Genomic DNA, 14017 nt, shown 5'->3' on the forward strand with positions numbered 1-14017 from the left:
AATTATACTCATTTATAAGCAAATTGTTTACTATTTTATTTAATTAAGTTTTATTCTCTTCCCTCTGACACAAAAAATAATGCTAATAATCCCGAACCAGTATGACTTCCTATGGTAGGTCCTAAGTAATTTATAATACAATTTTTTACATTGCCATTTTCTCTGCACATTTCTTCTAATACTTTTGCATCTTCATAACAGTCACCATGAGATATAGTTATAGTTTGAGGAATATTTTTATCTGTTCTTTCAATAAACTTTTGTGCTAATGTTGATATAGCTTTCTTTCTTCCTCTTACTTTTGTAAGCGGTATAAGCTTTCCATTATTATCTACATGTAGTATAGGTTTTACGCTTAATAATGTTCCTACCGCTGCTGCAGATGAGGAAACTCTTCCCCCTCTTTTTAAATGATTTAAATCATCTGGAGTAAAATAGTGATTTATTCTAAGTTTTATATCTTCTAAATATTTAACAATCTCTTCCTTAGATTTACCTTCTTCAATCTTTTCATACGCCATATAACATAATAATGCTATACCCATACTAGCACATAAAGAATCTATTACTGTTATATCACTATTCGGTAATTCTTCTTTTATGTTAAGCACAGCTCTCCTAGCATTATCTATAGTTCCCGTGAGTCCAGAAGAAAGTCCTACATATAGAATAGATTTATTTTGCTTTGACAAACTTCTGAATACTTCTTCAAATTTAAATACATTAATTTGAGAAGTTGTTGGCATCTCCCCATTTTTTAATTCCTGAAAGAATTCTACACTATTTAATGTTCTCCCAAAGTCATCTTCAATTTCCTTTCCCTTGAAATTACAATTTATAGGGATACCTACTACATTGGGTTTATTAACAAATTCTAAAGGTAAATCACTTCCAGAATCTACTACTAAAACTAAATCCTTATTCATATATTATCCTACCTTTCTAAACTCTATAAATTTATAGAATCCTATAACTCTATTTTACCACAGCTTCGTTTAATATTATAAATTAATAAAATTAAGACCTGTGATGATAACTAACAGTAAATTAATATATAATACATTCATTTACTATTTATCCTAATAATCTTATAATATACCAAATAATGCTAAATTACAAAGAAAATTTAGGTGTTATCTCACAAGCCTGAAATATAATATTTAACTTTCATTAACAAATTTTCCTATCTTCCTAAACTTATAATATCTTTTTATAAGTAAGGATTCTATACTTTCCGTTTTAAATCTATCTAATGCTGCTATAATATTTCTTTCTATAATATTTGCCATTTTATCTGTATTTATTCTTGCTGAACCTTCTGGCTCTTTAATTACTCTATCTATGATACCAAATTTAAATAAATCATCTGCAGTTATTTTCATTGCCTCTGCTGCTTCTTTAGCCCTTGTAGAATCTTTATATAATATAGATGCAAATCCTTCTGGAGACAATATGGCATAGATTGAGTTCTCTAACATCCATACCTCATCTGCTAAACCTAGTGCTAATGCGCCACCACTTCCACCTTCTCCAATAATGATAGATATTGTTGGTGTCTTTAATCTGCTCATCTCCATTAAATTTCTTGCTATTGCTTCTCCAATCCCTCTTTCTTCTGATTCCATACCACAAAATGCACCTGGGGTATCAATAAATATTATAACAGGTCTATGGAACTTTTCTCCTTGCTTCATGAGCCTTAAAGCTTTTCTATACCCTTCAGCCTTAGGCATTCCAAAGTTCCTCTCTATATTTTCTTTTGTATTATTTCCTTTTTGAACGCCAATTATAGTGACAGATACTCCTTTTAATTCCCCTATACCTCCTATAATTGCTAAATCATCTCCATAATACCTATCCCCTTTTAATTCAATAAAATCACTAAATATTCTATTGATATAATCTAAAGATGTAGGTCTATGGATATCTCTTGCTATATTAACTTTTTCCCATACTGTATTCATATACTAATAGATTCCTTTCTTATTTTTTATGGAGTCTCAATATAGTACCTATAGTATCCTTTAACTCTTTTCTATTTACCACTTTATCAACAAATCCCTTTTCCTGTAGAAATTCTGATTTCTGAAATTCTTCTGGTAAGCTTTGTTTAATAGTTTGTTCTATAACCCTTCTTCCAGCAAAACCTATCAACGCTTTTGGTTCTGCTAATATTATATCTCCTAACATGGCAAAACTTGCTGTTACTCCTCCTGTAGTTGGGTCTGTAAGTACAGTTATATATAATAATCCTTTCTTATCATGCTCTGCTAGTGCAGCTGAGGTTTTAGCCATTTGCATCAATGAAAATATTCCCTCCTGCATTCTAGCACCTCCTGAACAAGTAAATATAATTATAGGTAAGCTTTTCCTTGTAGCTAGTTCTATAGATCTAGTTATCTTCTCTCCAACTACACTTCCCATACTTCCCATGAAAAAATTGCTATCCATAACGCATACTACAGCCACATTTCCCTTAACTTTACCATATCCAGTAACCACAGCTTCTTTTAGTCCCGTTTCAGCTTTTGCTTTACATATTTTGTCTTCATATTGTGGGAACTCTAAAGGATTAGTCGTTAAAACATCCACATCTATTTCTTTAAAGCTATTTTTATCCACAAATTGCTCTATTCTTTCTTTGGCACTAAGTCTAAAATGATATCCACAGTTATTACATACCTTTAAGTTTTCTTCTAAATCTTTTTTGTATAAAATCTTTCCACAACTATCACACTTTACCCACAAACCATCTGGGATTTTAGGTTTTTTAACCTCTTGTTGTGGATTGTTTTTTACTTCTATATATACATTTTTCTTAAATAGTCTCATTAAATTTTTCATATTATCCTCGCTTTAAATTATTAATAACTATAGTTTTAATTCTGTGGATAAAAATGAGGTATTAAAGTCTCCTTGGATAAATTTTTCATTATTTAATATATTAAGCTGTAAATCTATATTGGTTTTAACCCCTTCAATAATAAATTCACTCAATGCTCTCTTCATCTTATTTATAGCTTCTTCTCTATCTCTTCCATGAACTATTACCTTACCTATCATTGAATCATATGTAGGTGGAATTTTATAGCCTTGATAAATAGCTGTATCTATTCTTATTCCATTCCCACCAGGTATGTGAAGATCTTTAATCTCTCCAGGACATGGCATAAAATTATTATACGGATCTTCTGCATTTATTCTACATTCTATTGAATGTCCTCTTATTTGTATATCTTCTTGCTTAAAGGATAGTCTTTCACCGTTAGCTACTTTAATTTGCTCTTTAATTAAATCTATACCTGTAACCATCTCTGTAACTGGATGTTCAACCTGTATTCTTGTATTCATTTCCATAAAATAAAAATCCATATTTTTATCTACTAAAAACTCTATAGTTCCTACACTCATATAGCCTATAGCTTTAGCTGCATTTACCGCTACTTCCCCCATAGCTTTTCTTAAATTTTCATTTATTACCGCTGATGGTGCCTCCTCTAAAACCTTCTGGTTTTTCCTCTGTATTGAACATTCTCTCTCTCCTAAATACACTACATTTCCGTAACTGTCTCCAATAATTTGCATCTCAATATGCCTTGGCTTTTCAATAAATTTCTCTATATAAATAGAATCATCATTAAATGCAACTTTTGCTTCACTCTTAGCATTGTTGTACTCCTTAACTAACTCTTTATCATTATATACAATTCTAATACCTCTTCCCCCACCACCACTGGAAGCTTTTATCATTACTGGATAACCTAAATTTTTAGCTACTTCTAAGGCTTCTTCATAATTCTTAACTATTCCCTTAGATCCAGAAATTATTGGAACGCCTGCTTCTTCCATAAGCTTTTTAGCCATAGCCTTATCTCCCATGTTTTTTATATTCTCTGGAGAAGGACCTATGAATTTTATATTGCACTCTTCACACATCTTTGCAAACTTACTATTTTCAGATAAAAATCCAAAACCAGGGTGTATGGCCTCTGCTCCTTTTAATATAGTTGCACTTATTATGTTTCTCTCATTTAAATAGCTATCCTTTGATGGAGATGGTCCTATACATATGGCTTCATCCGCTAATTGGGTATGAAGTGCATCTCTATCTCCTTCTGAATATACAGACACAGTTTGTATTCCCATTTCTCTACATGCTCTTATTATTCTTACAGCTATTTCTCCCCTATTTGCTATTAATATTTTTTTAAACATACTAATACCTCTTTCACTTTACTATGCTCCTACTGCAAAAGACAGCTCACACTCACAAGCTATTTCTCCATCTACAGTAGCTATAGCCTTACCTATTCCAATTGGTCCTTTTCTTTTTACAATCTCCACTTCTAATCTTAAAGTATCACCTGGTACAACTTTTCTTCTAAACCTAGCGTTCTTTATTCCACCAAAGTAAGCTATTTTTCCTCTACTCTTTTCCTCATGGAGTATAGCAACAGCACCAACCTGTGCTAATGCTTCAATTATTATAACTCCTGGCATAACAGGTTCCACTGGGAAATGTCCCTGAAAAAAGTATTCATTCATAGTTACATTTTTATACCCTACTGCAGATACTCCACTATTAATGGTTTCTATATAATCTATAAACAGAAAAGGATATCTATGAGGAATTATTTCCTGAATTTCACTTATATTTAATGCTATCTTTTTCATTCTCATTTACACTCCTACAGTTTTACTTTAAATAGCGATTCTCCAAATTCTACTATGGCTCCATTATCGACCATAACTTCTATTATAGTTCCCTCTACTTCACTTTCTATCTCGTTCATTAGTTTCATAGCCTCTACGATGCAAACTTCCTGTCCTTTTGTTACTTTATCTCCACACTTTACATAAGGCTCTCCATTTTCAGAAGAAGATGTATAAAAAGTACCTACCATAGGAGATTTTATATAATGAAAACTCTCTTCATCTACTTCCCCTAATTCTTGTATCACATCTGATTTTTGAGCTATATCAGTTTTTTTATCTTCTATTAATATTACTTCAGGCTTGATACTTGATATACTCTCTCTAGTACCTTCCTTTTCAAGAAAACCCTTACTAAGTTTTATTTTTAATTCATGGTCTTCTATCTCTAAATAATTTATAGTAGACTCACTTAGAGTTTTAATTAAGCTTTCAATGCTTTTAAAATCCACCATTATTTTTCCTCCCACTTCTTAAATACTAAAGTTGCATTATGTCCTCCAAAGCCGAGAGAATTAGACATTGCATATTTCATCCTAACTTTTCTTCCATTATTAGCTACATAATCTAAATCACACTCTTCATCTTTATTTGATAAACCTATGGTAGCAGGTATAAATTCTTCTTCTAAAGCCTTTGCACATATTATGCTTTCAACTGCTCCAGCTGCTCCTAATAAGTGTCCCATCATAGATTTTGTAGAACTCACTGGGATTTTATATGAATATTCCCCAAATAAATTTTTTATAGCTAATGTCTCAAATTTATCATTAAATGGGGTACTAGTTCCATGAGCATTTATATAAGATATTTCATTTTTATCAATACCAGCCTCTTCAATAGCTAGTTCCATAGCTCTTTTTGCTCCTTCACCATCATTGCTTGGCTGAGTAATATGATATGCATCACAAGTAGTTCCATACCCAACTACTTCTCCTTTAATATCTGCCTTTCTTTTAAGTGCATGGTTTAAGCTTTCTAAAACAACAATTCCTGCTCCCTCTCCCATTACGAAACCATTTCTTTCTTTATCAAAAGGAATAGATGCTCTTTTAGGATCTTCAGTTCTACTTAATGCTGTTAATGATGTAAAACCTGCTACTGCGGTAGGTGTTATAGGTGCCTCACATCCACCTGCTATTACTATATCTGCTCTTCCTTCTTTTATTAGCCTGAAGGCCTCTCCTATACAGTTTGTTCCTGTAGCACAAGCTGTTACTACGCACATGCATGGACCTTTAGCTCCATATTTTATTGCTACATTTCCTGCTGCAATGTTACTTATTAACATAGGAATCATAAATGGTGAAACTCTATTAGGTCCTTTATCTAGAAGTTTTAAATGTTCATTTTCTAAGGTTTCAAGGCCTCCAATACCAGATCCTACTATTACACTAAATCTATTACTATCAATATCATCTAAATTAATGTTTGCTTTCTTCATAGCTTCTTCAGCTGCTACCATAGCAAATTGACAATATTTATCCATTCTTCTACTTTCTTTTTTTTCAAGAGCTACATCTGGATTAAAATCTTTAACTTGAGCTGCAACTTTCACCTTATAATTTTCTGTATCTAATCCACTTATCAAATCTATCCCACAAACATTGTTTTCTATGCTTTTCCATAGCTCTTCCACAGTATTTCCTATAGGTGTTACAGCTCCCATTCCCGTTATTACTACTCTATTTGACATAAGATTCACTCCTTTATTACATTAGCATTCCGCCATCTACATTTATTACCTGTCCTGTTATATATCTAGATTTATCTGAAGCTAAGTACACTACTAAGTTTGCTATATCTTCACCTTTTCCAAAACTTTTTAAAGGAATACTTTTAATCATTTCTTCCTTTACTTTATCAGCTAAACATTCCGTCATATCACTTTCAATGAAGCCTGGTGCAACGGCATTTACCGTTATTCCTCTACTTCCAACTTCTTTAGCTAATGACTTTGTGAATCCTATTACTCCTGCTTTTGATGCTGCATAATTTACCTGACCGCCATTTCCAGCTATTCCTACCACAGAGGAAATATTTATTATTCTGCCGCATTTTTGTTTTATCATTGACCCAATTACTTCTTTTGAACTGTTAAATATACCTTTTAAATTAACCTCAATTACTCTATCAAAGTCTTCTTCTTTCATCCTCATTAAAAGTCCATCTCTAGTTATACCCGCATTATTAACCAATATGTCTATTGAACCAAATCTTTCTGATACTTCCTTTATAAAATCTTTGCAATGATTTGAATTACTAATATCACCCTTTATTCTTATACCTTTAACTCCTAAAGCTTCTATAGTTTCTATAACACTTGAAGCTTCATTATCACTACTTACATAGCTTATTGCTACATTAGCTCCATTTTGAGCACATGCAATTGCAATAGCCTTTCCTATACCTCTACTACCACCAGTTATAACCACATTTTTTCCTTTTAACATACACTTCTCTCCTAAAATTCTATTTTCAATTCTTTAAGTGTGCTCCTAAGTGACTCTAGATTTTCTATGTTGAACACCTTAATTGACCTATTGATTTTTTTAATAAAACTACTAAGAGTTTTATTCGGTCCTACCTCAATAAAAATTTCAACTCCATCTTCTATCATGGTTCTTATGGTTTTCTCCCATTGTACAGAATTTTTTATTTGATTCATTAAAATTTCTCTTATATCTTCATATTTTTCTAACTTATTACCTGTTACATTTGGAACTATATCTATTACTGGTTCACTAAATTCTATATCCTCTAACTCCTTTAATAATTTTTCTGAAGCTGTATTTAATAATGTAGTGTGAAATGCTCCACTAACTGGAAGCTCTATGACTCTTCTTGCACCTTTTTCTATACATTGTTCCATGGCTTTTTTTAAAGCTTCTATTTCCCCGGAAATTACTATCTGAGAAGGACAATTGTAATTAGCTATAGATATTACTCCCAAATTAGCGCATTCATCACATACATGATGTATCTCTTCAGCAGATAGTCCAATAACTGCTGCCATTTTCCCTGGTCTTAAATCTCCAGCCTCTTTCATAAATTTTCCTCTTTTTTCTACAATATTTATTCCATCAGAAAAACTTATTACTTCACTACCTATTAGGGCTGAATACTCACCTAAGCTAAAACCTGCTACCATGTGAGGTTTAACTCCAAAACTCTTTAATACTTCTAAGGCTGCCATTGACATAGTTACTATAGCAACTTGAGTATTTTCTGTTGAATTTAACTCTTCTACTGGCCCTTTAAAACATAACTTGGTCACATCTCTTTTTAAGATTTTATTAGCATTTTTAAATACTTCTTGTGCTTCTATAAAATTATCATATAATTCCTTACCCATACCTACATACTGGGCACCCTGCCCTGGAAAAATGAATCCTATTTTTCTCATAATAACCTCTTTAATTTTTAAATTCTCTTTTTAAATGTTCTATTACCTCTAAAGTACTACTTACTAAATCTTTTATAATATCTTCACAACTCTCTCTTCGTTTTATCATAGCTGCAATTTGTCCAGCCATCACTGAACCATTATCTACATCACCTTCTACTACTGCTTTTCTTAAAGCTCCTGATCCTAATTTTTCAATCTCCTCAAAAGATTTTTCGCTCTTTTCTATATTTACAAACTCTCTACTTAGTTTATTTCTAAGTACTCTAACAGGATGACCTGTACTTCTACCTGTTACTATAGAATCAATATCCTTACTTCCTATAATCTTTTCTTTATAATTATCATGAACATTACATTCGTTAGCTACTAAAAATTTTGTTCCTATTTGAACACCTTTGGCACCTAATGCAAAAGCCGCCACCATACCTCTTCCATCGCCTATACCACCAGCTGCTATTACTGGTATGCTCACAGCATCTACTACTTGAGGTACTAAAGCCATAGTTGTTAATTCACCTATATGTCCACCTGCTTCACACCCTTCTGCTATTACCATATGTGCTCCACTTCTTTCCATCCTTTTCGCTAATGCAGTTGATGCAACTACTGGAATAACCTTAATATTATGACTTCTCCACATATCCATGTATTTACCTGGACTTCCCGCTCCTGTGGTGATTACCTCTACACCTTCCTCACATACAATCCTAGCTATTTCATCAGCATTAGGGCTTAATAGCATAATATTTACTCCAAAGGGTTTGTTGGTAAGTTCTTTTGCTTTTTTTATTTCAGTTCTAACATTCTCAGGGACATTATTTCCTGCCGCTATAATTCCTAAACCTCCTGCATTAGATACTGCAGCCGCTAAACTACTATCCGCTATCCAGGCCATCCCTCCCTGAATTATAGGATATTCTATACCTAAAATATCACATATATCTGATTTGAACATATTAACCTCCCTATGGTTAAGGTCAGATATTTAAATACCTGACCCTTTAATTAGTTATTTATTCTTCTAGTTATATAATTCGTTATATCTCCAACTGATTTTATATTTTCAATATCTTCATTAGGTATTTCTATGTTAAACTCTTCTTCTAAGCTCATGACAATTTCAAATATTTCAAGAGAATCTACTCCTAAATCATCAGAAAATGTTGAAGTTTCCTTAACTTCCTCTATCTCCATAGATAACTGATCTGCGATTATTTTTTTTACTTTTTCTAATACCATATATAATTCCTCCTTAAATTTAAATACTCCATGTTATTAATCCACTACCAAAAGTTAGACCTCCGCCAAAACCTATAATCATAATTTTATCCTGGTTTCTAAATCTATTGTTTTTTACTGCTTCATCCAATGCTATAGGTATACTAGCTGCTGACGTATTACCTACCCTGTCTAGGTTTATTATAAATTTTTCCATAGCTATATTAGTCTTTTTACTAAAACTCTCTATCATTCTTAAGTTTGCTTGATGCGGAATGATAAAATCTATTTCTTCCTTAGTTAAGGATTGTTCCTTCAATATTCTATTAAATTCTTGCTCCATTACCCTCACTGCAAATTTATATATTTCTTTACCATTCATATTAATCTTAGAATTGTAGGAAATTTTATTTGTATAAGGATTTTCTAAATCTACCCCTCCGCATGTTAGAGATTCTCCTTTGGCTCCAACACTTTTACAATTTATTGAGCATATTCCCCGCTCTTCACTTCTTGTAACAACTATAGCTCCTGCTCCATCACCAAATAATATACAGGTTCCTCTATCCTTCCAATCAATGATTTTAGATAGTACCTCTGCTCCAATTATTAATGCGGTTTTTACCTTTCCTGTAGCTATAAAATTCTCTACTATACTTAATCCAAACATAAACCCACTACAAGCAGCATTTATATCAAAAGCCATGGCATTACTAGCTCCTATTGCTTTTTGAACGTTACATGCTACTGATGGAACTAATGAGTCTGGACTAACCGTACCCACAATTATTAATTCTATATCTTCAGGATTAATTCCACTACTTTCTATAGCCTTCAGAGCTGCTTTAGAAGCTATTATAGATGTATCTTCATCCTTAGATATTCTTCTTTCACTTATTCCTGTCCGTTCGATAATCCACTGATTGGATGTATCTACTAAACCCTCAAGATTTTTATTGGTTACCACATTATCAGGAATATAAGAACCAGTACCTATTATTTTAAAATTTTTCATGGTACTCTCCTTTACTTATTTTTAAGGTTATATTTAGCTTTAAAAAATCTATTTAATTTATCTAAGGACTTCATAAGAACTTCTTCCTCTTCTTCAGTTAGTCCCTCAATAGTAGCTGTTATCATATCTTGATGAAATTTTTCATGTATTCTATAAGCTAATTTTCCCTTTCTAGTAAGGGCTATCATTACTGATCTTCTGTCCTCTTCAGCTCTTTCTCTTTCAACATACTCTTTTTTCACTAATTTATTTATAGCTGTAGTTAAAGTTCCTACTGTAATTCCTAAATCTTGAGCTACTTCAGTCATAGTTCTTGCACTATACATACCTATAGCATCAATTGTATGTACCTCAGTTATTGATAGGTCACTTAAAACCCCATCCTTTAAAGCATTTTGCTCTATCTCTAAGATATCATTAAAGGTTTCAACTAAAAGTTCATTTAATATTTTCTTATTTGAAGAAGGCGGTGCCATAAATAAGTCCTCCTTTAATTTTTGTTTGATATTCAAATTATTTGATAGTCAAAGTATATATTTTATCTTCCTATCTGTCAATAATTTTTATATATTTAATTTGATGATCAAAGTAATTTAACACATTATTCATTTTTGTTCATTATATATATTCTAAAATTTATTATTTTATCAAGTTATTCTTAGTTTCACGTGGGTTTGCTTAATGGATAAACTAAAATCCAAAGAACAAAACGCTCTTTGGATTTTAGTTTTCTATATAAATACTTTTTGTTTAATATTGATAGTCACCTTTATATTCTAATGGATCTATAGTATTTCCATTAATTTTCAATTCAAAATGAAGATGTGGCCCTGTACTGTCGCCAGTATTTCCCACCTCAGCGATTAATTGTCCTCTATTAATATTCTCTCCTGTGTTTACATAAAGTTTATTACAATGAGCATATACTGTTTGCATACCATTGTCATGATCTATTATAACAACCTTGCCATATCCTTTAGCTACTCCTGAATAATTGATAACTCCCGTAAATGCTGCTTCTATCGGAGTTCCTGTAGGGGCTGCTAAATCAATTCCCTTATGTATTGATTCCCCTCTTTTTTCTCCAAATGTAGATGTTAATACTCCACTTGTTGGAGTATGTATCGATTTGTGAAGAAATACTTCTTTGGAATTGTCATTATTATTTTCTCCTCTACTTATTCTTTCTTCTTCTTCAATTGCTTCTGCTATCATGTTCTTCAATTCTATCTTTTCATTTTTTACCTCTATCTTCTCATCATCAATCTTTACTGGTACTTTTTCTTTATTTAACTGAATCTCTTTTGTAGTAACTTTGTTAAAGGCACTTATCATAGTTGAAATGCATACTATCGATATTCCTATAATAATAACCCTATAACAAAAACTTTTATTCATAAGTATGACCTCCTTACCTAAATGATAATATTCCCTGTTTTTAAAATATTAAACATAAGTTTTCTTATATATATTTACTCTAAAATAATTGCTATTATGATATACTAAACTTATAATATAATTTTATTGATAATAATAAGCATTAAATCTATAATGTTTAAGTATAGTCATATAGTAGTTAGAAAGGTAGCGATGTCATGAGTACTTTTATGTTTAAATCCAAAACCTTAGATTATACTCCCGTTAGTAATGTTTTTATTGACAGTTTCATGGCGAAGGCTAGAGGAGAATATGTAAAAGTATATTTACTTGGTCTTAAATATTGTATTAGTGGTGAAATAGGTGCTAGCTCTTCTCTTATAGCTTCTGCATTATCACTTCTCGAAACAGATGTCCTTAATGCTTGGAACTATTGGAATGATGAGGGAGTTATCAAATTGACCCCTATAGACAATATCGGAAATTACAATGTTGAATTTCTTGATTTAACAAATATTCCTCAAGAGGGTGAGCGCCCTATTAATCTATTGAAGGAATTAGATAACTCACTAGTTAAAGATATGCTTCAGGATATAGAAAGACTTCTTGCAAGACCTCTTTCTCCTAAAGAAATGTCAACCTATCTAGGTTGGCAAAAAGACTTTGGTTTTTCTCCAGAACTTATTTTATTACTTATTGAATATTGTGTATCTAAAGGAAAAGCTGATTATAGATATATAGAGACTATAGCCATATCTTGGCATGATTTTAATATAAAAGACATAGATGCAGCTCAAAATTATATAAAGAAACATGAAGATAAATGGATGAATATAAGAAAAATACTAACTTATCTTGGTGTTAAAAATGGTGATGTAATGAAGCCCCAGGAAGAACTTCTAGAAAAATGGTTGAATGTATATAAATTTCCTATAGACATTATATACAAAGCCTGTGATGTTTGTTTTGAGAGATTAAATAGAGCAGATTTTAAATATATAGATGGTATACTCAATAGCTGGTTTAAGGACAATATTAAGACCCTTCAAGATATTGAGCTTAAAGATAGAAAAAAAATTGCTCCTAAATCTATAATAAATAATCCGAATAATTCTAAGGGAAACTTTACTAATTATAACCAAAGAACTTATGATTTTGATGCTTTAGAAAGAAAACTTTTAGGATGGGATAATAATGATTAGTAATCATCATTTACAAGTAATGAAAATTTATGATGAAATAAACTCTAGGCAGAAAAAGTCTCTAGAGAATCGTAAGTCAGAAATTGAACTAAAATTACCAGAAATAAAAAGAATTGAAAAAGAAATAGGGAAGCTTTGTCTCTCTGTTTCTTTAAATACACTTCAAGCTTTAGATAAACGTGAGGAATATCTTAAAGAATTAAAAGAAACTATAACTACTTTGAGAATGAGAAAAGGTGAATTATTAGTTGAACATGGATATCCTTTAGATTATTTACAACCTCAATATGATTGTAATAAGTGTAAAGATACTGGATTCATTGGGTCAGATAAGTGTTCTTGTTACAAAAATAAATTAGTAAAGATATATTATGAAAATTCTGCTCTATGCTTTATGCTGGAAAAAAATAATTTTGATAATTTTAACCTGCAATACTATAGTGATAAAAAAGGACCTGAGAAATATAGTCCTAAAGATAATATAAGAAATATTGCTAGCTCAAGTTTGAATTTTATAAAGAACTTTAACAATAACGATGAGAACTTATTATTCTATGGTAGTTCTGGAACAGGTAAGACATTTCTATCTCATTGTATTGCCAAAGATCTAATTGATAAGGGATATTTCGTCATATATAAAACTGCAGAAGAATTAATTAAATCAATAAGAGATATTCGTTTTAATGGTAACTTAACCTTAGAAGAGTATATTAATAATTGTGATTTATTAATTATAGATGACTTAGGTACTGAAATGTCTTCTGACTTCTCAAAGACTGAGTTATTTAATCTGCTAAACTCTAGATTGTTGAATAATAAGAAGATGATAGTGTCCACTAATTATTCTCTTGAAGAGTTAACTAATATTTATTCTGAAAGAATTACCTCTAGATTGATAGGTAACTTTACTCTATGTAAATTCTATGGTGATGATATAAGACTACAAAAGAAATTTTTGAATAAATAAATTAAAGTGGTAGATAATATTTAAAATTTATCTACCACTTTCTACTTTTAGATTAATATATATTTAAGAAATATCTATTCATAAAATAAAAAAGTCCTAGATTTCTCTAGAACTTT

16 protein-coding genes are annotated in these 14017 nt (G+C 31.1%); 2 read left to right on the top strand and 14 right to left on the bottom strand.

Annotation, left to right across the window (positions count from 1 at the left end; genetic code table 11):
- Positions 1 to 50: 50 nt before the first annotated feature.
- From ACI48Q_RS19390 to ACI48Q_RS19455, 14 genes are all read right to left on the bottom strand, one after another.
- Complete coding sequence (locus tag ACI48Q_RS19390; RefSeq protein WP_474920771.1) at positions 51 to 926, bottom strand: DegV family protein; 876 nt, start codon at positions 924 to 926, stop codon at positions 51 to 53.
- Positions 927 to 1160: 234 nt separating this feature from the next.
- Positions 1161 to 1964, bottom strand: coding sequence for an acetyl-CoA carboxylase carboxyltransferase subunit alpha (locus tag ACI48Q_RS19395; RefSeq protein ID WP_474920772.1), 804 nt, complete (start codon positions 1962 to 1964; stop codon positions 1161 to 1163).
- Between the two features lie 19 nt (positions 1965 to 1983).
- On the bottom strand, positions 1984 to 2832 hold the full coding sequence (gene accD, locus ACI48Q_RS19400; RefSeq protein ID WP_474920830.1) for an acetyl-CoA carboxylase, carboxyltransferase subunit beta: 849 nt from the start codon (positions 2830 to 2832) through the stop codon (positions 1984 to 1986).
- A gap of 39 nt (positions 2833 to 2871) precedes the next feature.
- On the bottom strand, positions 2872 to 4215 hold the full coding sequence (locus ACI48Q_RS19405) for an acetyl-CoA carboxylase biotin carboxylase subunit (protein ID WP_474920773.1): 1344 nt from the start codon (positions 4213 to 4215) through the stop codon (positions 2872 to 2874).
- A gap of 21 nt (positions 4216 to 4236) precedes the next feature.
- Complete coding sequence (fabZ, locus tag ACI48Q_RS19410) at positions 4237 to 4674, bottom strand: 3-hydroxyacyl-ACP dehydratase FabZ (RefSeq protein WP_474920774.1); 438 nt, start codon at positions 4672 to 4674, stop codon at positions 4237 to 4239.
- A 14-nt stretch (positions 4675 to 4688) separates the two neighbouring features.
- Complete coding sequence (accB, locus tag ACI48Q_RS19415) at positions 4689 to 5168, bottom strand: acetyl-CoA carboxylase biotin carboxyl carrier protein (protein WP_474920775.1); 480 nt, start codon at positions 5166 to 5168, stop codon at positions 4689 to 4691.
- Entirely contained in the window at positions 5168 to 6409 is a 1242-nt protein-coding gene (fabF, locus tag ACI48Q_RS19420) for a beta-ketoacyl-ACP synthase II (protein WP_474920776.1), read from the bottom strand. Before fabF ends, accB begins: the two co-directional genes overlap by 1 nt.
- A 16-nt stretch (positions 6410 to 6425) precedes the next feature.
- The gene (gene fabG, locus ACI48Q_RS19425; RefSeq protein WP_474920777.1) at positions 6426 to 7166 is read right to left on the bottom strand and encodes a 3-oxoacyl-[acyl-carrier-protein] reductase; all 741 of its coding nucleotides are present in this window, start codon (positions 7164 to 7166) and stop codon (positions 6426 to 6428) included.
- 11 nt (positions 7167 to 7177) lie between these two features.
- The gene (gene fabD, locus ACI48Q_RS19430; RefSeq protein ID WP_474920778.1) at positions 7178 to 8119 is read right to left on the bottom strand and encodes an ACP S-malonyltransferase; all 942 of its coding nucleotides are present in this window, start codon (positions 8117 to 8119) and stop codon (positions 7178 to 7180) included.
- A gap of 10 nt (positions 8120 to 8129) precedes the next feature.
- Positions 8130 to 9077, bottom strand: coding sequence for an enoyl-[acyl-carrier-protein] reductase FabK (gene fabK / locus ACI48Q_RS19435; protein WP_474920779.1), 948 nt, complete (start codon positions 9075 to 9077; stop codon positions 8130 to 8132).
- A gap of 50 nt (positions 9078 to 9127) precedes the next feature.
- Positions 9128 to 9361, bottom strand: a complete 234-nt coding sequence (gene acpP / locus ACI48Q_RS19440) for an acyl carrier protein (protein WP_474920780.1) — start codon at positions 9359 to 9361, stop codon at positions 9128 to 9130.
- Positions 9362 to 9380: 19 nt separating this feature from the next.
- Entirely contained in the window at positions 9381 to 10355 is a 975-nt protein-coding gene (locus tag ACI48Q_RS19445; RefSeq protein ID WP_474920781.1) for a beta-ketoacyl-ACP synthase III, read from the bottom strand.
- Positions 10356 to 10366: 11 nt separating this feature from the next.
- Positions 10367 to 10831 carry a MarR family winged helix-turn-helix transcriptional regulator gene (locus ACI48Q_RS19450; RefSeq protein ID WP_474920782.1) on the bottom strand — a complete coding sequence of 155 codons (465 nt, stop codon included), beginning with the start codon at positions 10829 to 10831 and terminating at the stop codon, positions 10367 to 10369.
- A 274-nt stretch (positions 10832 to 11105) separates the two neighbouring features.
- Positions 11106 to 11753, bottom strand: coding sequence for a M23 family metallopeptidase (locus tag ACI48Q_RS19455; protein WP_474920783.1), 648 nt, complete (start codon positions 11751 to 11753; stop codon positions 11106 to 11108).
- Between the two features lie 197 nt (positions 11754 to 11950).
- Here ACI48Q_RS19455 and ACI48Q_RS19460 point away from each other — a divergent pair, with 197 nt between their 5' ends.
- The gene (locus ACI48Q_RS19460) at positions 11951 to 12934 is read left to right on the top strand and encodes a DnaD domain protein (protein ID WP_474920784.1); all 984 of its coding nucleotides are present in this window, start codon (positions 11951 to 11953) and stop codon (positions 12932 to 12934) included.
- Positions 12927 to 13901 carry an ATP-binding protein gene (locus ACI48Q_RS19465; protein WP_474920785.1) on the top strand — a complete coding sequence of 325 codons (975 nt, stop codon included), beginning with the start codon at positions 12927 to 12929 and terminating at the stop codon, positions 13899 to 13901. Before ACI48Q_RS19460 ends, ACI48Q_RS19465 begins: the two co-directional genes overlap by 8 nt.
- Positions 13902 to 14017: the final 116 nt, after the last annotated feature.

Source organism: Clostridium sp. LXY-7 (assembly GCF_056172015.1).

Bases quoted from the DNA above. Each gene is read 5' to 3' on its own strand.
- acpP (WP_474920780.1), bottom strand. From the start codon at position 9,361: ATGGTATTAGAAAAAGTAAAAAAAATAATCGCAGATCAGTTATCTATG.
- ACI48Q_RS19450 (WP_474920782.1), bottom strand. From the start codon at position 10,831: ATGGCACCGCCTTCTTCAAATAAGAAAATATTAAATGAACTTTTAGTT.
- accD (WP_474920830.1), bottom strand. From the start codon at position 2,832: ATGAGACTATTTAAGAAAAATGTATATATAGAAGTAAAAAACAATCCA.
- fabF (WP_474920776.1), bottom strand. From the start codon at position 6,409: ATGTCAAATAGAGTAGTAATAACGGGAATGGGAGCTGTAACACCTATA.
- ACI48Q_RS19460 (WP_474920784.1), top strand. From the start codon at position 11,951: ATGAGTACTTTTATGTTTAAATCCAAAACCTTAGATTATACTCCCGTT.
- ACI48Q_RS19445 (WP_474920781.1), bottom strand. From the start codon at position 10,355: ATGAAAAATTTTAAAATAATAGGTACTGGTTCTTATATTCCTGATAAT.
- ACI48Q_RS19390 (WP_474920771.1), bottom strand. From the start codon at position 926: ATGAATAAGGATTTAGTTTTAGTAGTAGATTCTGGAAGTGATTTACCT.
- fabZ (WP_474920774.1), bottom strand. From the start codon at position 4,674: ATGAAAAAGATAGCATTAAATATAAGTGAAATTCAGGAAATAATTCCT.
- ACI48Q_RS19455 (WP_474920783.1), bottom strand. From the start codon at position 11,753: ATGAATAAAAGTTTTTGTTATAGGGTTATTATTATAGGAATATCGATA.
- fabK (WP_474920779.1), bottom strand. From the start codon at position 9,077: ATGTTCAAATCAGATATATGTGATATTTTAGGTATAGAATATCCTATA.
- ACI48Q_RS19405 (WP_474920773.1), bottom strand. From the start codon at position 4,215: ATGTTTAAAAAAATATTAATAGCAAATAGGGGAGAAATAGCTGTAAGA.
- accB (WP_474920775.1), bottom strand. From the start codon at position 5,168: ATGGTGGATTTTAAAAGCATTGAAAGCTTAATTAAAACTCTAAGTGAG.
- fabG (WP_474920777.1), bottom strand. From the start codon at position 7,166: ATGTTAAAAGGAAAAAATGTGGTTATAACTGGTGGTAGTAGAGGTATA.
- ACI48Q_RS19465 (WP_474920785.1), top strand. From the start codon at position 12,927: ATGATTAGTAATCATCATTTACAAGTAATGAAAATTTATGATGAAATA.
- fabD (WP_474920778.1), bottom strand. From the start codon at position 8,119: ATGAGAAAAATAGGATTCATTTTTCCAGGGCAGGGTGCCCAGTATGTA.
- ACI48Q_RS19395 (WP_474920772.1), bottom strand. From the start codon at position 1,964: ATGAATACAGTATGGGAAAAAGTTAATATAGCAAGAGATATCCATAGA.